Origin of the sequence: Chitinophaga niabensis, from assembly GCF_039545795.1 — a bacterium.
Classification (GTDB): Bacteria; Bacteroidota; Bacteroidia; order Chitinophagales; family Chitinophagaceae; genus Chitinophaga; species Chitinophaga niabensis_B.
In genome coordinates this window covers 5,399,491-5,420,979 of the sequence record NZ_CP154260.1, presented here as the reverse complement: position 1 = coordinate 5,420,979, position 21,489 = coordinate 5,399,491, and the positions used below count along the sequence as shown (strand labels likewise).

General features: G+C 44.6%; 20 protein-coding genes and 2 tRNA genes. 9 read left to right on the top strand and 13 right to left on the bottom strand.

The window, feature by feature from the left end; translation table 11 throughout:
- The first annotated feature begins 4 nt into the window (after window positions 1-4).
- On the top strand, window positions 5-2,443 hold the full coding sequence (pbpC, locus tag AAHN97_RS21490; protein ID WP_343304149.1) for a penicillin-binding protein 1C: 2,439 nt from the start codon (window positions 5-7) through the stop codon (window positions 2,441-2,443).
- 253 nt (window positions 2,444-2,696) lie between these two features.
- On the opposite strand, the gene AAHN97_RS21485 is transcribed toward pbpC, so the two are convergent.
- Both AAHN97_RS21485 and AAHN97_RS21480 read right to left on the bottom strand, forming a co-directional pair.
- Window positions 2,697-3,956, bottom strand: a complete 1,260-nt coding sequence (locus AAHN97_RS21485) for a replication-associated recombination protein A (RefSeq protein ID WP_343304148.1) — start codon at window positions 3,954-3,956, stop codon at window positions 2,697-2,699.
- 3 nt (window positions 3,957-3,959) lie between these two features.
- On the bottom strand, window positions 3,960-4,487 hold the full coding sequence (locus tag AAHN97_RS21480; protein WP_343304147.1) for a hypothetical protein: 528 nt from the start codon (window positions 4,485-4,487) through the stop codon (window positions 3,960-3,962).
- Between the two features lie 100 nt (window positions 4,488-4,587).
- On the opposite strand from AAHN97_RS21480, the gene AAHN97_RS21475 reads away from it, so the two are divergent.
- Together AAHN97_RS21475 and AAHN97_RS21470 are read left to right on the top strand one after the other, a co-directional pair.
- Complete coding sequence (locus AAHN97_RS21475) at window positions 4,588-6,642, top strand: M13 family metallopeptidase (RefSeq protein ID WP_343304146.1); 2,055 nt, start codon at window positions 4,588-4,590, stop codon at window positions 6,640-6,642.
- 141 nt (window positions 6,643-6,783) lie between these two features.
- A complete protein-coding gene (locus tag AAHN97_RS21470; RefSeq protein ID WP_343304145.1) occupies window positions 6,784-8,595 on the top strand; it encodes an alpha-L-fucosidase in 1,812 nt (603 codons plus the stop codon).
- On the opposite strand, the gene AAHN97_RS21465 is transcribed toward AAHN97_RS21470, so the two are convergent.
- Window positions 8,596-9,240 (bottom strand): LysE family translocator, encoded by a 645-nt coding sequence (locus AAHN97_RS21465; protein ID WP_343304143.1) that lies wholly within the window; start codon window positions 9,238-9,240, stop codon window positions 8,596-8,598.
- 149 nt (window positions 9,241-9,389) lie between these two features.
- Here AAHN97_RS21465 and AAHN97_RS21460 point away from each other — a divergent pair.
- The 3 genes from AAHN97_RS21460 to AAHN97_RS21450 all read left to right on the top strand — a co-directional run bounded on the left by AAHN97_RS21460 (window position 9,390) and on the right by AAHN97_RS21450 (window position 10,980).
- A tRNA-Ser gene (locus AAHN97_RS21460) sits at window positions 9,390-9,478 on the top strand.
- A gap of 42 nt (window positions 9,479-9,520) precedes the next feature.
- A tRNA-Pro gene (locus AAHN97_RS21455) sits at window positions 9,521-9,594 on the top strand.
- A 477-nt stretch (window positions 9,595-10,071) separates the two neighbouring features.
- Window positions 10,072-10,980: an alpha/beta hydrolase gene (locus AAHN97_RS21450; protein ID WP_343304141.1), complete on the top strand. Its 909-nt coding sequence runs from the start codon at window positions 10,072-10,074 to the stop codon at window positions 10,978-10,980.
- Between the two features lie 127 nt (window positions 10,981-11,107).
- On the opposite strand, the gene AAHN97_RS21445 is transcribed toward AAHN97_RS21450, so the two are convergent.
- The 7 genes from AAHN97_RS21445 to AAHN97_RS21415 form a co-directional block, all read right to left on the bottom strand.
- Window positions 11,108-11,554, bottom strand: a complete 447-nt coding sequence (locus tag AAHN97_RS21445; protein WP_343304140.1) for a hypothetical protein — start codon at window positions 11,552-11,554, stop codon at window positions 11,108-11,110.
- 72 nt (window positions 11,555-11,626) lie between these two features.
- Window positions 11,627-12,373: an alpha/beta fold hydrolase gene (locus AAHN97_RS21440; RefSeq protein ID WP_343304139.1), complete on the bottom strand. Its 747-nt coding sequence runs from the start codon at window positions 12,371-12,373 to the stop codon at window positions 11,627-11,629.
- A 14-nt stretch (window positions 12,374-12,387) separates the two neighbouring features.
- Window positions 12,388-13,281, bottom strand: a complete 894-nt coding sequence (locus AAHN97_RS21435; protein ID WP_343304138.1) for a helix-turn-helix domain-containing protein — start codon at window positions 13,279-13,281, stop codon at window positions 12,388-12,390.
- A 43-nt stretch (window positions 13,282-13,324) separates the two neighbouring features.
- Window positions 13,325-14,080, bottom strand: coding sequence for an SDR family NAD(P)-dependent oxidoreductase (locus AAHN97_RS21430; RefSeq protein WP_343304137.1), 756 nt, complete (start codon window positions 14,078-14,080; stop codon window positions 13,325-13,327).
- 87 nt (window positions 14,081-14,167) lie between these two features.
- A complete protein-coding gene (locus tag AAHN97_RS21425) occupies window positions 14,168-15,052 on the bottom strand; it encodes a YybH family protein (protein ID WP_343304135.1) in 885 nt (294 codons plus the stop codon).
- A 144-nt stretch (window positions 15,053-15,196) separates the two neighbouring features.
- On the bottom strand, window positions 15,197-15,499 hold the full coding sequence (locus AAHN97_RS21420) for a hypothetical protein (protein ID WP_343304134.1): 303 nt from the start codon (window positions 15,497-15,499) through the stop codon (window positions 15,197-15,199).
- A gap of 6 nt (window positions 15,500-15,505) precedes the next feature.
- Window positions 15,506-15,802 (bottom strand): hypothetical protein, encoded by a 297-nt coding sequence (locus AAHN97_RS21415; protein WP_343304133.1) that lies wholly within the window; start codon window positions 15,800-15,802, stop codon window positions 15,506-15,508.
- A gap of 75 nt (window positions 15,803-15,877) precedes the next feature.
- Between AAHN97_RS21415 and AAHN97_RS21410 the strand changes: the two genes are divergently transcribed.
- From AAHN97_RS21410 to AAHN97_RS21400, 3 genes are read left to right on the top strand one after another with little or no spacing between them, the layout of a single operon-like run.
- Window positions 15,878-16,267, top strand: a complete 390-nt coding sequence (locus AAHN97_RS21410; protein WP_343304132.1) for a hypothetical protein — start codon at window positions 15,878-15,880, stop codon at window positions 16,265-16,267.
- A gap of 56 nt (window positions 16,268-16,323) precedes the next feature.
- Window positions 16,324-16,791, top strand: a complete 468-nt coding sequence (locus AAHN97_RS21405; RefSeq protein WP_343304131.1) for a DUF3347 domain-containing protein — start codon at window positions 16,324-16,326, stop codon at window positions 16,789-16,791.
- 55 nt (window positions 16,792-16,846) lie between these two features.
- Entirely contained in the window at window positions 16,847-19,012 is a 2,166-nt protein-coding gene (locus AAHN97_RS21400) for a multicopper oxidase family protein (RefSeq protein WP_343304130.1), read from the top strand.
- A 52-nt stretch (window positions 19,013-19,064) separates the two neighbouring features.
- Here AAHN97_RS21400 and AAHN97_RS21395 read toward each other — a convergent pair whose 3' ends face one another.
- The 3 genes from AAHN97_RS21395 to AAHN97_RS21385 all read right to left on the bottom strand — a co-directional run bounded on the left by AAHN97_RS21395 (window position 19,065) and on the right by AAHN97_RS21385 (window position 21,462).
- On the bottom strand, window positions 19,065-19,631 hold the full coding sequence (locus AAHN97_RS21395) for a dihydrofolate reductase family protein (protein WP_343304129.1): 567 nt from the start codon (window positions 19,629-19,631) through the stop codon (window positions 19,065-19,067).
- 69 nt (window positions 19,632-19,700) lie between these two features.
- On the bottom strand, window positions 19,701-20,462 hold the full coding sequence (locus AAHN97_RS21390; protein WP_343304127.1) for a LytR/AlgR family response regulator transcription factor: 762 nt from the start codon (window positions 20,460-20,462) through the stop codon (window positions 19,701-19,703).
- Window positions 20,443-21,462, bottom strand: coding sequence for a sensor histidine kinase (locus AAHN97_RS21385; RefSeq protein ID WP_343304126.1), 1,020 nt, complete (start codon window positions 21,460-21,462; stop codon window positions 20,443-20,445). Before AAHN97_RS21385 ends, AAHN97_RS21390 begins: the two co-directional genes overlap by 20 nt.
- Window positions 21,463-21,489 lie beyond the last annotated feature (27 nt).

The window sequence follows — 21,489 nt, the reverse complement described above, 5'->3', positions numbered from 1 at the left end:
TATCATGGGCGGCAGCGTACATCGCTGCCGCCTTTCTCTCATTACTATGTGGCAACGGATCAAACACTGGGCGGTTAAAAGAAAACTGAGGCTGAGCATCATCGCGGTGTTGTTGGTGTGGTATTATTTCCTTCTTCCTAAAAAACTCTTTACTGCACCTACTTCATTTGTGATCGAAGACAGTAAAGGAGAACTGATGAACGCCGCCATCGCTACAGATGGCCAGTGGCGTTTCCCCGCAGATAAACTGGTGCCGGATAAATTTGCAAAATGCATCGTGGCCTATGAGGATAAACGTTTCTATTATCACTGGGGCCTTGACCCTGTAGCCATGAGCCGCGCTATCAAACAGAACCTCACAGGTGGTAAAGTAGTGAGCGGTGCCAGTACTATCACCATGCAGGTGATCCGTTTGTCCCGCAACAAACCCCGCACTTTCTGGCAGAAATTAGTAGAAACCGTTCTCGCTACCCGTCTTGAATTTGCTTATTCTAAAAAAGAAATACTGGGCCTTTATGCAGGCAATGCCCCTTACGGCGGAAACGTGGTAGGACTGGAAGCAGCGTCCTGGCGTTATTTTGGCCGTAAGCCGGATCAGTTATCCTGGGGAGAAACCGCTACCCTGGCTGTTTTGCCGAACAGCCCTGCATTGATCCATCCCGGCCGCAACCGCCAGGTACTGATGGATAAACGTAACGCCTTGCTGGCAAAACTCTGGCGCAACGGCACGATCGATAGCGCCACCTGTGCATTGTCTTCCATGGAACCTTTACCGGATAAGCCACACACGCTGCCGCAACTAGCGCCGCATTTATTAGACCGCTTCAGATTGGATTACACACGGCAGCACCTAACTGGCACCACCCGTGTGAAAACTTCCCTGGATGGTGATCTGCAAAGGAATGTAAACGAGATCCTCTATCGTCATCATATACAGCTCAAAGCAAATGGCATCAACAATGCGGCCGCATTGGTGCTCGATGTGGAAACAGGCCATGCACTTTCATACGTGGGCAATGTATACAACCCTGATAATCCGGAACTGGAAAGTTATGTGGATATCATCCATGCGCCCCGGAGCCCCGGCAGTACACTGAAACCATTGCTCTATACAGGATTGTTAAGTGATGGATTGCTGTTGCCTAATACCTTATTGCCGGATGTGCCCACACAGATTGCGGGATACACCCCCATGAATTTTGATAGGGAATATGATGGTGCCGTTCCTGCTTCAAAAGCACTGGCACGTTCACTCAATATTCCTGCTGTACGCATGTTACAGCAATACCGTGCAGAACGTTTCCTGGTATTGTTGAAGAACCTGGGTATTTCCACCATGAACAAACCCGCGGGGCATTATGGTCTTTCTATGATCCTGGGTGGAGGTGAAACTACGCTCTGGGAACTGAGTGGCGTATATGCCAGCATGGCACGCACCCTGTTGCACATGGAGCAGTACAATGGAAAATATGATGCGGATGATTATCATGCACCCGGTTACCGTATAGATGAAACCATCAAATCAAAACATACACCTGCCAAACATGGTGTACTGGATGCCGGAGCTATCTGGTATGCATTCCAGGCAATGGAAGAAGTGATGCGTCCCGGGGAAGAATTTATCTGGGAACATTTTTCCTCCTCTAAAAGAATAGCCTGGAAGACCGGTACCAGCTTTGGTTTCAGAGATGGTTGGGCAATTGGTGTTACGCCGCAGCATGTAGTGGCAGTTTGGGTAGGTAATGCTGATGGAGAAGGAAGACCGGGATTAACAGGCGTATCTACAGCGGCACCTATCATGTTCGATATATTCCGTGTACTCACTACCCTGAGCTCCTTTGATGCACCCGCAGGTAAATTGCAAAAGATCGTTGTTTGCCACCTGAGTGGCCACAGGGCAGGAGAGTTCTGCACAGAGAAAGATACATTGGCTGTTCCGGCTGCAGGGCTTCGTTCTGCTGTTTGTCCTTATCATCAGCTGATACATCTTGATGTTACAGGGCAATACCGGGTAACGGCAGATTGTGAATCACCACAGTTGATGCAGCATAAGCCGTGGTTTGTATTACCGCCTGCCATGGAACATTTTTATAAAAGCAGTCATAGTTACATCCCGCTGCCTCCTTATAAACCCGGATGTAATATGGCAGAGCAGGGAAAGTCTATGGAGTTGATCTATCCCCGGCCACAGGCCAGGATCTTTGTTCCCGTAGAAATTGACGGAACATTGGGGCAGGCCATTTTTAAAGCTACGCATCGTAACCAGTCGGCACATATCTTCTGGCATATCGATAATGAGTTTGTAGGAACAACCAGTGATTTTCACCAGATGCAGCTGAGGCCAAAGCCGGGAAAACATACACTTACACTGGTAGATGATGAGGGAGAGCAGATCCAGCAGGAATTTGAGATCTTAGATAAGGAGCGGAAAGAAATAAAGTAATAGATACTTCTGCGCAGGTAATAATTCAGAAAAAATCTTCTTTCTTTTTCCTTTACATACTAGTATCCATATTTCTCCCTCCACAAAGCTTTCAGGTATTTCCGCAATTCATCTTCCCTGGCATTTTTTCCGGGGTCATAGAACTTCATATACATACTAGTATCCATATTTCTCCTTCCACAAAGCTTTCAGGTATTTCCGCAATTCATCTTCCCTTGCATTTTTTCCGGGGTCATAGAACTTCATATACATACTAGTATCCATATTTCTCCTTCCACAAAGCTTTCAGGTATTTCCGCAATTCATCTTCCCTGGCATTTTTTCCGGGGTCATAGAACTTCATACCACTTAAGAGGTCCGGCAGGTATTCCTGTTGAGAGAAGTTGTTCTCGTAACTATGCGAATACTGATATCCTTTTCCGTATCCCTGTTGCTTCATGAGTTTTGTAGGTGCATTCCTTATATGCAATGGAACAGGCAGATCCCCTGTTTGCGAAACAGCAGCCTGTGCCGCACCAATGGCTGCATAAGAAGCATTGCTTTTGGGAGAAGAAGCCAGGTAGGTGGCACATTGGGAAAGGATGATCCTTCCTTCCGGATTACCGATCAGGTTCACAGCCGTAAAACAACTGGTGGCTAATAACAATGCATTCGGATTGGCATTGCCGATATCTTCAGATGCCAGTATCACCATCCTGCGTGCAATGAATTTTACATCCTCCCCACCTTCCAGCATACGTGCCAGCCAATACACAGCAGCATTGGGATCGCTACCGCGGATGGATTTGATGAATGCGGAAATGATGTCGTAATGCTGCTCACCTGCTTTATCATAAATGGCTACCCGTTGCTGGGCAATGTCCATTACTTTTTCATTCGTGATCACAATCGGATGTTCATCCTGCAAAGTATCCACCACCAGTTCAAAGAGGTTCAGCAGTTTCCTGGCATCCCCGCCGGCAATGTTATAGAGCGCTTCCGATTCCTTTATCTCAATGGTTTTGGAAGCCAGCCATTCATCTTTCTGCATGGCCTGCGCCAGTAACTGTTTCAGTTCCGGTTCTCCCAAAGGTTTTAATACATATACCTGGCATCGGGAGAGCAAAGCCGCATTCACTTCAAAGGAAGGATTTTCCGTGGTAGCGCCGATCAGGGTGATGATCCCTTTTTCTACCGCACCCAGCAAAGCATCCTGCTGTGATTTATTGAAACGGTGGATCTCATCAATGAACAGTACCGCATGTTGATGTTTAGCCAGGTCTATCACTTCCCGGATATCTTTTACCCCGGAAGAAATAGCGCTGAGCGTATAAAAAGGTACCTGCAGGGTATGTGCAATAATGTTGGCGATGGTGGTTTTACCAACGCCCGGAGGCCCCCAAAGGATCATGGAAGGTACTTTGCCTTGTGCTATGGCCTTTTGAAGGATGCTGCCTTTCCCGGTAAGATGCTCCTGGCCTACCAGGTCGTCCAGCGATGCAGGCCTCAATCGTTCTGCCAGTGGTGCTCGCATGGTTTATAGATCTAATGTTGTTTCTTCTTCTTCTCTAGCCGCTTGTTCCTTCTTCCATTTTCTGAGGAAAATAAGGGACAACACAGCATTTCCTGCAATTGCCAGGCCATGAATGCCTATCAGTCCGAATACAACTTTACGGATAGCAGATATCATACCCGGAGGTGGTTTTTCTGCTCCCTGCATGCTGTTGGCATCCACCATTTTGATGAAATCCGCCTCAGAAACAGCCATCATAGCACTTACACTGAAAAAGATATAAATGCTGTAAAGGATACTGAGTACGCTCAGTATAATAATAAAGGTGTAAAAGTTACTGCTGATCGTCACCTCCGGGTCCTTCACCGCCTTTTGCAAATGAAGGCAAAGGATGTTATGGATGAATACAATACCAATCGTGAACATGGTAGCCACCATAGCGGACATATTACCTACAACCAGCAACGCCATCAAAGCCATCAGTACAAAAAAGCCCACCACAAACAGGTTGCCATAGGTGAGAAAACGGAAAAAGCCGAATGAAAAGGACATAACAACAAACATTTTATCTCTGCAAACCTACGAATTATCTCCCCTATGATCCGTAAATGCTAAATCTTCAATAAATTTAAGCCTCTAAACCTGATCTTTTATGCATACAAACCATTCCACCGGGAATTGGATGATAGCTGGCATGATAGTGGCCGCCTGTGTCACAGGCTGTAACACAGCGCCAAAATCAACCACCGCTGCTAAAATTCCCGCATTTGATACCGCTTCCCTAGACCTTAGCGTGAAACCCTGCGATGACTTCGATGGTTTCTCTAACGGCAACTGGAAGAAAACCAATGTAATACCCGGCACCGAAAGCCGCTGGGGCGCTTTTAATATCCTTGATAAGGAGAATAAAGAAGTGAGGATCAAGGGGATCATTGCAGATATTTCCAGCCGTACAGGTCTGGCTAAAGGTACCGAAGAGCAGCAGATAGCAGATTATTATGCCTCTTTTATGGATACCGTTACCATTGAAAAAAGAGGTATCAGTCCCCTGAAACCTTACCTTGATAAGATTGAGGGGGTGAAGACCCTGGCAGATTATGCGAAAGTTACCGGGGACCTGCAACAGATTGGCGTAACCACCTGGACCGGTTTTGGAGTAGATGCAGATGCAAGGAACAGTAAAGTGAATGTAGTATATGGTGGCCAGGACGGATTGAGCCTGGGAGAAAGGAGTTATTATGAAAGAAATGACTCCAGCACCAAAAATGTACGTGATGAGTTTGTCGGGCACATCAACAAGATGTTCTCATTAGCCGGCTTCACAGATAAAGACCCGGGTACAACCATCCTGGCTTTCGAAACCGCACTGGCCAAACTGCAACTCACCAATGTGGAATTACGCGATCCCGTTAAAACATATAACAAAGTAGGTTATAACGAACTCGCCAAACTGGCTCCGGATTTCGACTGGGATGCCTTCACAAAGGAGCAGGGCATTACTACCGATTCCGTTGTACTGCAAAACAAGGAATACATCACCAACGGCAACAAACTGCTGAAGGCCACCCCGATTGAAACACTGAAAACTTATAGCCGTTTCCATCTGCTCAGCGCTTTCGCCGGTTTCTTACCGAAAAGTTTTGACGATGAGGACTTCCGTTTTTTCGCTACTGTAATGACAGGCCGTAAAACACAACGCTCTCGTTTGGACAGAGCGAATCGTTCTACAGATAACACACTGGGCATGCCTTTGGGTAAGTTGTTCGTGAAACAATACTTCCCTGAAACCAGCAAGCAGAAAGTATCTGAAATGATCGAGAACGTACGTAAAGTATATGGCGAAAGAATAGATAAACTCACCTGGATGAGCCCTGCCACCAAAGAAATGGCACATAAAAAGCTCGCCGCCTTTACTTATAAGATCGGTTATCCTGATACCTGGAAGGATTATTCTTCCATTGATATCCAAAAAGATAAACTGCTGGAAAACACCGTAAGCGCAGCCTTATACCGCACAGCAGAACGCAATAAAAAGATCGGCAAACCGGTGGACAGAACTGAATGGCTCATGACCCCGCAAACCGTGAATGCTTACTACAATCCGCTGAACAACGAAGTAGTATTCCCCGCAGGTATCCTGCAACCCCCGTTCTTCAATCCTGATGCAGATGATGCTATCAACTACGGTGGTATCATTGCCGTGATCGGCCACGAGTTCACCCATGGTTTCGATGACCAGGGTTCTCAGTTTGATGCAGAAGGGAACCTGAAAAACTGGTGGACTGATGCAGACCGCAAAAACTTCGATTCTTTATCAAAGAAATACATCGATTATTTCAGCACTCTCGAAGCCCTGCCAGGTTTCAATGTAAATGGCGCCTTAACGATCGGAGAGAACATTGCAGACCTGGGTGGATTAACACTTGCCTATTATGCATTGGTGAAATCCCTCGAAGGCAAACCAGAGCCTGCACCAATAGATGGTTATAGCTGGAAACAACGTTTCTTCCTGGGCTGGGCACAGGTTTGGCATGCTAACATCACAGATGCCGCATTGCGCAACCAGATCCAGACAGATCCGCACAGTCCTGCTCATTTCAGGATCAACGGACCTTTACCACATCTGGCGGAATTCTCCGGCGCATGGAGTTGTGGCCCGGATAGTAAAATGGCACTGCCTGCCGATAAGCGGGTAGTGATCTGGTAAATAGATCTTTCAAAACCGGCGCAGATAATCATCTGCGCCGGTTTTTTTATGGGGTATCCCAATCAAATAGTATTAACAACCGGCAATTAACAGGTAATCCGTGTCAGCAGCTTTTGTGATCTTGTACAAAAATTCCACAGTATGAACCTTCCACATTATCGAAAGGCCGCGTTCCTGGCCTGTAGCCTGTTCATCAGCAGTTTGGCCGTACACGCGCAGCAACCAGATCAGCTTTGGGGAAAGAATGCCGAAGCAGGGAAAAGTGAAAAAGCAAAATGGTTCACCGAAGCAAAGTTCGGCATGTTCCTGCACTGGGGGCCTTATGCACATTTTGCAGGAGACATCAGGGGAAAGCGCTACTATGGTATCACAGAATGGATCATGCATCGTGATAAAACCCCCGCTGCCGAATACGCCAAACTCGCCGCCGGTTTCAATCCCACCCAATTCGATGCAGAAGAGTGGGTGGATATTGCAAAAGCATCCGGCGTAAAATACATCGTACTCACTTCCAAACACCACGATGGCTTTGCCATGTTCGATTCCAAAGTGTCGGATTTTGATATCGTGGATGCCACACCATATAAGAAAGATCCTATTAAAGCTTTAGCGGCCGCATGTAAAAAAGCAGGCATCAAACTCGGCTTCTATTATTCACAGTTCCAGGACTGGCACGAACCCAATGGAGGTGGCAATAGCTGGGATTTTGATCCGAAAACAAAAGACTACAGCTCCTACTATAAAAATAAATCCCTGCCGCAGATCACAGAACTGCTCAGCAATTACGGAGAGCTGGGCATCATCTGGTTTGATACACCCGGTAATATGAGCAAAGAAGAATCTTCCGCCTTCCTGGAAAAAGTACATCAGCTGCAACCCAATTGTTTGGTGAGCAGTCGTGTTGGAAATGGCCTGGGTGATTTTAAAGATTTTGGGGATGGAGAAGTACCTGCCGGTATTGTAAAAGGTGCATGGGAAGCTATTTTTACGCACAACGACAGCTGGGGATATTCCGCTTTTGACCAGAACTTCAAAACACCGAAAGAGATGATCCGCTTACTGGCGGAAGTAGCATCCAAAGGAGGGAACCTGATGATGAATGTTGGCCCCATGGGCAATGGAAAACTCCCTGCCATGTCCGAACAATATTTCCGTGCCACAGGTGCATGGTTAAAACGGAATGGCGAAGGCATCTACCAAACCTCTTATGCCCCCATCCCCGCACAGCCCTGGGGTGTGATGACACACAAACCCGGTAAATTATACCTGCATGTATTTGCCCGCCCGCACAATGGAAAGCTCCTGGTGCCCGGTTTTACAGGCACAGCAAAGAAAGCTACTATGCTGGCAAACGGCCAGACAGTGAGCTTGCAACAGAAAGGAAAAGATGTATGGCTGAATTTACCCGCCACCTTACCGGACGAACGTAACACCGTAGTTGCCATTGACTATACAGGTAAACTGGAAGAACAAACAACCGCACCCTTGACTGTAAGCGCCCAATTTGAACGCACGGAATTATTAGCTTCCGGAGCAACCTTAAAAGGCAACGCGCAAACAAAAAGCCTCACACATAGTTATTATTTCGGGGACTGGAAACACGCCAATTGTATTGTGAACCAGAAAGACCCTGCTGATGCAGCCAGCTACCAATTGCGGATCACCGATCCCGGCGATTACAAAGTAGTGTTGCAATACGCGGCAGATACAGCCAGTGAACGCCGCGAAGGAGCACTGGAATTAACACCTGCCGGAAAAACCGGGCAAACCTATCCCTTCCAGGTATTATTCACAGGAAAACATGATACCCATAAACCGCTTTTATTCATCGATCAGGCAGTAGCCGTGATCAATGTACCGGAGCCGGGTGAATGGACTTTGCAGGTACAGCCCGTGAAAGCAGGCAATGAATTATTCCGCCTGCAGAAGATCATTATTGAACCTGTGAATTAATTACTTTTTACTGTGAGAAGGTTGCATCATCAATGTGAGCAGGCCCAGGAAAATGTAAATGATACCCGAGATGTACGCTTCCAGTTTGAGATAATAAGAATTGCCTTTAAGGTATTTACCCATGCGGCCAGCCAGCAGTGCATAGAAGCCGTCCGTCATAAATGCCAGTAAAGTAAACAAGAGGCCAAAGAACAATACCTGCCCCGTCACATTCCCTGTGGCGGGGTTTATAAATTGTGGGAGGAAGGCGAAGAAGAAAAGCGCACATTTCGGATTCAGTACATTCACCACCATACCCTGCCAGAAAATGGCCTTCATGCTTTGTTGTACTTTCAGCTGTTTTTGCTTCTCTGTTTGTTGTTTGCCGAAGATCTTTTTCAGGCCCAGGTAAATAAGGTATCCTGCCCCGGCATATTTCAGCAGGGCAAAAGCCATGGCAGAGGCCATCAGGATGGCGGAAACACCCAGGGAAGCTGCAAAAGCATGTACCAAAGTACCGGCCTGGATACCGCAAACGGAGATCAGTCCTGCTTTGGTACCTTGTTCCGTACTGCGGGTGATGATATAAAGAACAGCAGGTCCCGGAATGATCAGGAGGATCAGGGCGGCTGTGATGAAAGCAAGGATAGTGGAGGCTTCAGGCATATAGCGGTATTTCTTTAAATTTAACGAAAATTGCTGTTTTAGAGAGATATATTGATTTCTGACCATCTCTGTTACGAGAGCGTTATCTTTTTTTAACTTCCTTTTGGTAAATTGTAAATAATTCCTATTTTTGCAACCCCGCAATAGAGGGAGAGATGCCTGAGTGGCCGAAAGGAACGGTTTGCTAAACCGTCGTACGGGTTAAACTGTACCGAGGGTTCGAATCCCTCTCTCTCCGCAGAAACGGGAATAGTTTTATCGGCTATGAACGTTAAAAGTTCGGGAAGTGGCGCAGGCCGGTAGCGCACCTGGTTTGGGACCAGGGGGTCGCAGGTTCGAATCCTGTCTTCCCGACATAAAGAAAGCAACTCGTGAGAGTTGCTTTCTTGTTTTTAGGAAATGCGCTAATCACGTTTTTGCCTGGTAGCGCATCCCGACTTTGGTCGGGAGGGTCGCAGGTTCGAATCCTGTCTTCCCGACATAAAGAAAGCAACTCTCATGAGTTGCTTTCTTGTTTTTAGGAAATGCGCTAATCACGTTATTATCTGGTAGCGCATCCCGACTTTGGTCGGGAGGGTCGCAGGTTCGAATCCTGTCTTCCCGACATAAAGAAGCCACAAAGCATTGCTTACCGTCCGAACTAATTACTTGGTTAATAGATTTACTGTTTTTATCTTATTCAATATAAAAAGGACTAATTAGCCGGGAATGGATGTATCGGGTGGCGTTGCAACATTTTAACCCCTGATCTGCAACAAATGGGTACCTTTTTTATCCCAGGCTCAAAGTAGATTGGCGACTTAATTTTATCAAAGATAAACTGCTGTCAAAATGAAACATTTCTTGATTTCGTTAGTATTTATTATCGCCAATCATATCTGCCTCGCGCAGACAGATTCAGCTTTTTTAAAAGCGGAAACCGTGCCTGCGTTCCCCGATCCTCCAGCCGGATTTGACATTCAGCGTAACGATATACCTAAAGGGAAGTTGACAGTTGTTCAGTATCGTTCAAAAACTCTTGGAGAACTTCGGGAAATGAGCGTATATACGCCTCCTGGATATTCTTCCCATACGAAATATCCTGTGTTGTACCTGTTGCACGGTTTAGGGGCAGACTTTCGCCAGTGGATCGAATGGTGCCAGGCCGATAACATTATAGATAACCTGATTGCAGATGGTATAATTCAGCCTGTAATTATGGTTTTCCCGAACTGCGATTCAAGGCTGACAGTAACAGATACGTCAAAAGCAAACCGTTCAGGGAGAGCAGATGGTTTTGCGGGTTACGGGAAGCCATTTGAAGAGGATTTATTGAAAGATATAATTCCTTATATCGATTCACATTACTCCACACATCGTGATTCTGAGCATCGCGCTATTGCAGGTTTATCTATGGGAGGGGGGCAATCATTAAATATAGGTTTGTATAATCTGGAAACTTTTGCCTACATAGGAGGATTTTCTTCGGCGCCTAATACAAACAAGGCCGGCGGCATGTATACAAATGTGGAATTGGTTCCCGATATTAAAGCTGCCCGGGAAAAGCTGAAACTGCTTTGGATAGCATGCGGTAATAAAGACGGGCTTTTATGGGTTAGTCAAAAAGCACATCAGTTTCTCACAGAAAAAGGTATTCCTCACATTTGGAACGTGGATAACCATGCGCATGACAACATTGAGTGGAATAATAACTTGTATTGGTTTTCCCAGCATATTTTTAAACCCTATAAAAACAAATAGCGATCAACAGACGCTGTTTTTCCGAAATAAAACCTTCACTTGTCCCTAAAAACAAGAAAGCAACTCGTAAGAGTTGCTTGATAAAGCCTAGGTTCGAATCCCATCACCGGGTAACCTAACGACAACTTTATTCATCAAATGTATCCAGTTTCCAATCTTTGTTCCCCCTAACCTTTTTCCATTCCCAATACATTTCAAAAAAGCCATCGTGTAGTGTATCTGCAAATGGTTCTGCATCAGTATCTGGATCTTCATCAATCAATTTAACCCCTGTCCAGTTCTCATAATGAAGTTTGGGTGAACCAGTTCCGTCCAGCAGATTAAGTATGTTAAAAATTATGCCTGCCGCATTGTCTGCCAGAATTTTTCTCAATGCATTTTTTAAATGCTCATTATTATCAAGTTTTTCTAATTCGGATTTTTCTAAGGCCGACAATCCGTTGTTTGGTGGATAATTTAAGTCATAGTCTCTATCCTCAATGATTTTTTGTATGGTTAATGCTGCATATTCTTCAATATCCTGATTAATATCAAGGAGTAAGGCAACGGCATTTTTGTTTGATAGCTTTTCCATGGGTTAATATTTTAAATATTGAATGTATTCCTCAAATTAATACATCCAATTCACTAGTTCTGCAAATTGTTTTTATTTCCCCTTTGCCCCCAAAACTATCAACTCCGCCGTTTCTCTCGGATGGCTCATAAACACACAATGGCTCGCACCTTCCACCTCCACCGTTTTAATGCTCTTAGCCCTTTTAGCATACATCCTCTCTAAATCTGGATTTATAATTTTGTCCGCTTTAGCTACCATATACCAAACAGGCTTCGTTTTCCACGCCGGTTCCTGAATAATAGCATGAAAAGCACTATCCGCAGTAGGTGTTTGCGAAACTGCCATAAATCTGGCCTTTCCTTTCGGAACACCTCCCGCAAAATCAGCTGGGAATTTTTCCGGATCAATATAATCAAATCCATCTTTCCCTTTTATCAGAGACTTATAAACCGGTGGATATATTTTCCCGTTATCAGCTTCTGATTCTCCTGCATCCGGTGCATGGGCCGCAATGTAAACCAGGCCCACAACTTTAGGATTATTCCCTGCAACAGTGATCACTGCCCCACCATAACTATGAGCTACCAGGATACAGGGGCCATCCTGTTGATCAATTATTCTAGTCACCGCAGCCACATCCCCATTAAAGGACAGTAGTGTATGTTGCGTTACAGATACCTTATATCCCTGTTTGGTTAAAATATTATAAACCCCCTCCCACCCGGAGCCATCCACAAATGCTCCGTGTACCAATACAACATTTTTAACTGCCTGCCCATCAGAATGAACGGGCAGAACAAATACTGAAATGATCAGCAGCCATTGAAAGATCTTCATAATGTTTAAATTTTTCAATTAGAATTTCTGTATTCCTTTGGTGAAAAACCCGTTTTAGCTTTGAACAACTTTGAAAAATGAGAGGGATGTTCAAATCCCAGATGATAAGCTATTTCAGTAATGGAGTTCTCAGTACTCCACAACAGGGATTTCGCTTTGTCAATTAACTTCAGATGAATATGCTCCTGCGTTGACTTACCGGTATATTTGCTTAACAGATCGGAAAGATAATTGGCAGAGAGGTTAAGCCGTGAAGCAAGATATTTTACATCCGGTAAACCCGACTCTATTAATGAATCCTGCGCGAAGTAATCGTTCAACACTTTATCGAATTTCGAAACAATATCATTGCTTGCCTTTACCCTCGTAAGAAACTGACGGTCGTAAAATCTTGAACAATAAGACAACATCAATTCAAGATTAGTCAGGATGAGGTTGTGTGAATGGGTATCCAGGTTCATGGAGATTTCCCTTTTGATATTTTGAAGGCATTCTTCCAGTACATTCTTTTCCGCATCTGAAATATGTAGGCACTCGTTGGTATCATAGCCAAAGAAGGAATAATCGGTTAGCTTTTGCCCTCTGCTATCTGCATGTAGGAAATCAGGATGGATATAAACAGCCCAGCCTTCTACCTTATTTTCAATTCCGGGAGATAAAACCTGGTAGGGAGCTGTAAACATCAATGACCCTTCTGAAAAATCATAGGACGTGCGCCCATACTTAAATGAACCTTCTATTTTCTTACAGGCAATGGAGTATAAATTCAACCGGTATGCAACTTCCGGCTTTCTGTGTGACCGGTCAACTTTGGCCAGATCAATAACAGTGATTAACGGATGCAGTGGTTTTTCATAATGAAAAAAATCGTGCAGTTCTGAAATGGATTTGATATCTAGATATTCCATTGTAGCAGGTTGAATGACACTAAAACAAATTTACGGAAAAGCTTTAGATGAAAATACCACCACTTACTTCAATGCGTTGGGCATTCACAAAGCGGCTGTCTTCTGAAAGGAGAGAGGCTACAAATTCTCCCACGTCATCAGCTTCCCCGAGGCGGCCAAGTGCAGTAATATTGGCAATTTGCTGACGGTGACTTTCATCTCCTTTTCCTCCACCAAACTCAGTATCGATTGCTCCGGGAGCTACACTGTTTACGCGGATCTTTCTGTCAGCATACTCTTTAGCGAAATACCTTGTCAATCCCTCTGTCGCAGCTTTAAGTGCACCATACACAGCAACACCAGGGAAAGCAAAACGGGCCAGGCCAGATGAGATATTAATAACCTGACCGCCATCAACGATCAACGGCATCAGTTTTTGTGTAAGGAAAAACATCCCTTTGAAATTCACATTTACCAATTGGTCGAATATTTCTTCGGTAGTGTCTTTAATGAGGGTACGTTGGGCTATACCTGCATTATTCACCAGGTAGTCGAAGTTTTTCCGGTTCCATTCTGTCTTAAGTACCTGAGAGACCTCGATGGCAAAATCGCTGAAGGAACTAATATTGGAAGCCTCCATTTTTAAAGCAACTGCTTTACCGCCATTACTATTTATAGTGTGGACAACCGCTAATGCCTGTTCATGATTACTGTTGTAGGTGAGGATTACACCAATGTTGCGTTTAGCTGCATTTAATGCAATACTTTTCCCTATACCTCTGCTACCGCCGGTTACTAAGAGAATTTTTGTTGTGTTCATAATTGTAAGTTTTATAACACAAAGTTCCCTCAGCCTGAAAGCATTCACTTGAACATTTAACGGTAAGACTTATACATTTCCCTGAATTTAATCATGATTGGTCATTTGCCAGTACAGGCGGAGTTTGCCATCGGGCTCCTTTTTCCAGATATTAATGCTCTTCCCGGTAACTAACCCGGAATTCCCCCCTGCCCGCCAGTTCACACGATAATAACCATTGACCAGAATATAGTCCCCGGCCGGGAGCATCCGGGAGATCTTGATTTGTACCGTGTCAATACCTACGTTGGGGTCTTCATGCACTACGTAATATTGATGAATGCTATTCTTTCCAGTCACCATCGGCATATAATAAGGCATGTAAATGGCATCATCTGTATAATACTCCGAAAAGGCTGCACCATTTCGATCTTTGACTAATTGAGCGATTGCTGCGTTATTATTATTGATGATCCTGGCCAGAGCACTATCTACAGGTTTTATTGGGGTGATCTGTAAAGGAGTAGAAGGTGGTAATTGGGGAAGTGCTGCATGATCAAAACCCGCCGCTGCCCCCCAGATCTCTGAAACGAGCGTTAACTCCTGCTTTTTGCCGATCTGCCAGATATGCACATACTTACCGCTGTATCGGAAGGGTTGTTTACCGGGGTGCGTAAAATCGTGGGTGTAGGTACCAGCTTCCAGCAGATACCCATCAGCAGCCTTAATAGCATAGATAGTTCGCTGGTACCGGTTACCGCTGGTTGCCTTTTGCCATTGTTGGTAATATTGGGTAATAGCTGCCCGATTAAAGAGCGTGGGATGATGTTCCGGCATGCTTACAGCGTCAACAGCATAATAGCGCATCATAGCTGGTACATTTCCTTTTTCCAATGCTGTAGCAAATTGCCGGTTGAGTGTTTCTATCTGTTCCTGCAAACTATCTTTACCGGGAACGAGCAAGATAAGGAACAGCCATTTGAGTAGATACATAGGGAAATCAATAAGGGTTTACAGGCTTAAGGGTCTTATATTCTTCAGTCTGGCTGAAAATACTACATTTCTTTTAAATCTCGGACCGGGAGGTTATTCTTTTTTAACAGTGGTTTTATTAAGCCTTTTGAATAAGTTCATATTCTATCCGATAAGATTTTGTTTAAATGTTTTCATATTAAAAAGCCCTAGCTTTTGACCTCCATACAGATCATAAACTTCGCAGCCAAACTTTATCCTTAATATCTTTAAAACGGGCTTTAATTGTTCCCATGTTGACTCATTGGCATTATTCATTGGAATACATATACCCATTGCATCACCTTTATTAATCCCTAACCCGGGCATAGGTACCAGGTCAAAATTGAGATCGGGGCTGTGAATAGCTGCATGCACTTCTGTATAATTCAGGCTTCGGGTGGTCTCTGCTATTATGTTAAAGGACATGGTAGGTTATTTGATGATTGTTATGAACAGGGCTTCTGGTCTGGAATACTTAGCCTTGATTTCCTGCTCAATCCTCTGATCAGTTGAATCGTCAATTTGTTGACCTCTAGCGTCTATCTTTATTATGTGTATTGGATCCGGTGGTAAGTGAAGGTCATAATGCAGGAGCCTGCCTGTTATAAAACGTATAGTCCTGTCAACTTTTTCTGTTGAAGAAAGGTCGTGATTATAAACGTGGATAAATTCGTTTTTTTTCAGGTTGGCGCCTTCCGGTGTTACAGGACCCCAGTCTAATCTTTCCATTGTCCTAAATTATATAAATTTTCCCCATAATTATATAACGGCATTCCCCCATCCCAAACTACTTTTGGGATAAGAATGAAAACAAGCAGAACCATACAGCTAAAAGCAGTTTTCCTGCTGGCAGTGTTCACCCTGAATACAATGCTCGGTTTTGCCTGTGCGGTTGGCCTGGATATGGGCTTTAATTCAAAGCACCATCATCATAAGGAAGGCACAACCCTTCATCATCACCAGGAAAATGAAAACTGCTGCAATGATGAAGCCATCCAATTCTCGCAATTAGATAAACTACTTGCGCAAGCTGTTAATACAGGGATCGAAACTCCGGTGGTACTGATTCATTTCTTATACCAGCCAGCGATATCTCTTCTCACACAGCCCGGAGAACCGCTAAACCCCTCTAAAAAACCATATGTATCCACCGCTCTTGGGATACGTGTGTCCATTCAGTCCTTCCAGATTTGATTTTTGTTATCAGCTCCTTGCAATTTTATTGATCACAAAAATTAAATCTTATTACAATGAAAACATTCCTTCTCGCCGCACTGTTATTTTCAACAAAAGCAGACGCACAGTTATCCAATCTGCTCACTTCCTATTACAACATCAAAAATGCTTTGGTTAGCAGCAATGGCAACACCGCTGCTGCCCAGGCTGATGAATTTGTAAAGGCCCTCAAGGCAATAGATAAAAAATCCCTCTCAGAAGCGGACAGGAAAGCTTTTGAACCCTTACAGGAGAAACTGACCTTTGATGCGGAACATATCGCTGAAACAAAAGACATCAGTCATCAAAGAGATCATTTTCAATCCTTTTCAGAAAACTTCTATAAACTGGCGAAAGCGGTGAAACTCTCTGATAAGCCCATTTATCAAAGCTATTGCCCCATGAAAAAGGCATATTGGCTGAGCAGTGAAGCCGCTATCAAGAACCCCTATTATGGTAGCCAGATGTTGACCTGTGGCAAAGTAAGTGATACCATAAAGTAATAGAACAGCAGCTATACAGGAAACTGTATAGCTGCTCCCATCAATCCGCTCATCAATGAAGAATGTTATAATTACTGCTATGCTCATTTTAGTAACGAGCATAGTTACCGCGCAGCAAACTGTACGATACGACCTGTACGTGGCAGATACAACCGTGAACTTTTCCGGCAAACCGAAACGCGCCATTGCAGTGAATGGCCAGATCCCCATGCCCACACTTACTTTCACAGAAGGAGATACCGCAGAGATCTATGTGCATAATAACCTGGATGAAGAAACATCCCTGCACTGGCACGGCCTGTTCCTTCCCAACAGGATGGATGGTGTACCAAACCTTACCCAGATGGGCATCAAACCTCATACAACCTATCTCTACAAATTCCCGATCGTGCAAACAGGTACCCATTGGTACCATAGCCATTCAGGTCTCCAGGAGCAAATAGGTATGTATGGCGCTTTTATCATGAAGAAAAAGAAAGAATGGGATATCCCTTCCGTACCTGTTGTACTTAGCGAATGGACGGACATGAAACCGCATGAGGTGCAACGCAGCCTGCATGCAGCTACAGACTGGTTCGCTATAAAGAAGGGAACTACCCAGAGTTATACAGAAGCCATAAGAGAAGGGCACTTTAAAACAAAAGTGACCAACGAGTGGAAACGCATGAACGCCATGGACGTAAGCGATGTGTATTATAATAAGTTCCTGATCAACGGAGAAAACCAACATGAACATGCCCAATTCAAAGCAGGGGATAAAGTAAGACTGCGTATTGCCAATGGAGGAGCGTCTTCTTATTTCTGGCTTACATACGCCGGTGGCAAAATAACGGTAGTAGCTACAGATGGTAATGATGTGGAACCAGTGGAAGTAGACCGGCTGATCATAGCCGTATCAGAAACCTATGATGTAATAGTGACCATTCCGGAGAACAAAAGTTATGAATTCCTGGTAACCCCGGAAGACAGGACCGGATCAGCTTCCCTATGGCTGGGCAGCGGAGAAAAAGTACCCGCAAAGAAACTGCCGAAACTGAAATACTTCGCAGGCATGAAGATGATGAATGATATGATGGACATGAAGGGAGACCTGGTATCTATGGAAGGCATGGAAATGCACAACCAGATCATGGACATGAACACAGTGATGTATCCTGAAATAGCAGAAACACCGGATATCGTAACACTCAACTATACCATGCTGCGCGATCCAAAGAAAACCACCCTGCCTCCGGGACCCGTAAAGGAACTACGCTTCACGCTCACCGGGAACATGAACCGTTATGTTTGGAGCCTCGATAATAAAGTGGTATCTGAAACCGACAGGATCCTCATCAAAAAAGGAGAGAACATCCGCCTGATCTTATACAACAACAGCATGATGCGCCACCCCATGCACTTACATGGTCACGATTTCAGGGTAATAAACGGACAAGGCGATTATGCCCCCATGAAAAACGTGCTGGACATGATGCCCATGGAAAGGGATACCATTGAGTTCGCAGCCACAGAACCGGGAGGCGACTGGTTCTTCCATTGCCATATATTATACCATATGATGAGTGGCATGGGCAGAATTTTCAGGTATGACAACAACCTGCCCAATCCCGAAATCCCTAATCCAAAACTAGCACAGCGAAAACTATTTGCAGACGACCGGATGGTCCATATCATGGGCAGGGTGGGTATAGAAAGCAACGGAAGTGATGGAGAGATCATGCTGGCTAATACCAGGTACCGCCTGCAAACTGAATGGCGTGTAGGTTTCCAGAAACATCACGGTTATGAAAGCGAAAGCCATTTCGGACGGTACTTCGGGAAAATGCAATGGCTATTCCCTTACGTTGGCTGGGATTTCCGCAATCGCACCATAGAAGATCCATTTGAGAAAAATCTCTTCGGGCAGCTATTGACGCCAAAGAAGAACTTATTCGGACAAACGAATACCAAGAACTTCCGCCAGGTAGTACATGCCGGTATTGAATTTACCCTTCCTATGTTAGTGATACTGGACGGCTCTGTTGATAGCGAAGGAAAACTGCGGTTTCAATTGAGAAGGGAGGATATACCCGTCTCCAAACGCCTGCGTTTCAATTTCTCTGCCAATACGGATAAGGAGTATATGTTCGGTTTCCGGTATATCATCAGCAAATACTTCAACCTCTCTACCCACTTTGATAGTGATATGGGGCTGGGAGCTGGCATAACATTAGTGTATTAAAACCAGCCAGGGATATTGGCCGGTGCTGAAAAGTACTGCCAATATCCCATTATTATTTCGGCGTATAGGTCAGTAACACTATACCACTGGGAAATGGAATGCATCTTTCCAGCTTCAGTTGCTGAAACCCTTCCAGGCTGTTGAAAGGAGACGCTCCCTGCCCAATGGCAACAGGGTTCACGAACAGGTGTATTTCATCTATTAATTGCTCCTTGAGCAAAGCTGCTACAAATGAAACACCTCCATACACCACCATATCTTTGCCGGGTTGGCTTTTTAGTTGTTTAATCTCCTCTACCAGGTCTCCTGTCGCTATCTCTGTATTATCCCATTGAGACTTCCTCAGCGTTTTAGTAAATACGATCTTTTTAGAGGTGACAATTTTTACCGCGAACTCATGCATGGGATCATCCGGGTTTTTAAATGTTTCCTGCCAATAGGGGATGTAGTCCATCGCTAATTTTCTACCGATAAGGATGGTATCAGCGGACTCGAATATTCCTGTCACGTACGAATAAATTTCCTCCAGTGCCCAGGTCACCCATTTTTGGTCATCGTTAGGCCCGGCGGAGGCAAAACCGTCCAAAGATACCTGCATTTGCAGCTTCAGCTTTCTCATATGTTAGCGTTTGCTTACAAATATATATGTAAGCATTCACTTTCGCAACTTTTTCTTTAAAAAACAACACTACCTGCTCTCCAGCCAGTTTAAAAACCCACTAGTCTTTTCCTTGCCGATCAATAACTTCTCAGGGCTGGGGATCACCAGCTTCACGAGTAACTTCCGCGCAAAATAATGTTCCACTTCCTTGATCGCTGCAAAGTTGATCAGGTATTGCCTGTTGAGCCGGAAGAATTGTTTGGCAGATAACTGCGCCTGCACCTGGTCCAGTGACTGCACCAGCGGAAACTCCTCCTGCTGAAAGGTCATAATAGTAGGAGCGTCGTATTTGATATGAATGAAGGCAATCTGTTCTGTTTGTACCGTAACGTATTTATTGTTCTTAAACACCAGGAAACTTTTCTTCCCTTCATCCAAACCAATCTTTTTTAACAAGCCATCCAGATCGGGCTGAGTATGCTGCTGGAAGAAGTTCCTGAAGTTTTCCACCTTTTCAAAAGCATCCTGCAGGTCTTCTTTGGAGAATGGCTTCAGCAAATAATCGATCCCATTGGCCTTAATGGCATCCATTGCATACTCTCCATACGCTGTACAGAAAACTACGGGGCAATTTATTTTAACTGACTTGAAGATCTCGAAGCTCAACCCATCAGAAAGCTGAATATCCATGAAGATCAGGTCCGGCGTTTCATTTTGTGAAAGATAACTGATGGCACTTTCAATACTCTGCAGATAGGTCAGCACCTTTGCATCGGGCCTTACTTTAGAGATAAGGGCTGCCAGTGATTTTGCTGCTTTGATCTCGTCTTCAACGATGATGATGTTCATAGATGAGGGGGAGTTTTATCATGAATAATGTTTCACTGGCGTGAATTTCTATCTTTTTGTCTAAAAGATGGATGTACCGCTGGTTGATGTTTTCAAGGCCCATACCCATTGAAGCTTCCGGTGTTCGCTTCAGTTGCAGTTTGTTCTCCACTACAATGAAATCCTTTTCTGAATATACACGGATATGCAGGGGATGTTCCAACGATACGATGTTATGTTTGATGCAGTTCTCCACCAGCAACTGCAAAGTGAACGGAGGCAGCAATGATGGATGATGTGCTTCGTCAATATCAATGGAAAGATCAATGCCCTCTTCAAAACGGGCCTTTAGCAGGAATACATAAGCGTTCAGTATTTCCAGCTCTTCCGAAAGTTTGATGAGGTCCTGCTTGCGGCTTTCCAGTGTGAAGCGGTAAAAGTCAGACAGCTTCAGGATAAATTCTACCGTATGTGCATCTCCGCTTTCCACCATATACTTTAGTGTATTCAGGCTATTAAACAGAAAGTGTGGATTCACCTGCTGTTTAAGCAATTCATATTGCGCACCCAGGTTATCTGCTTTAGTACGTTCCAGTTCTATGCCTACCTGCTGGTTCTGATAACTCTGATACAAAAGATGCAGGAACATATAGAACGTAAGGTTCATCAGTATACCCCTGATCTCTATCATGAGCATAGTTGGTCCAAAACTCAGATGTGACAACAGGAATTGCTGCACACAAGCCAGTATGAACATCACAACAATACCCACTGCCAGGCTTTTGATCAAACGTGTGATGGAAAACCCACTGGCAACATCCTTTGAAGAATAAGCCGGAACGGTAATGATATTGTAGTACCATATAAAGATGGCAAACGCAGAGGTAACAACAGCATTCACAATTGCCTCATAAGGATTGAAATGATGCTCGGCAATTTTCGGGACGGAAGTCAGCGCTCCCAGCAAGATCGAGCTCAGCCATATTATCTTATTGGAGACCTTGAATGGTTTCTTATTCATATGAGCGCTAAATTATTGCATTACAAC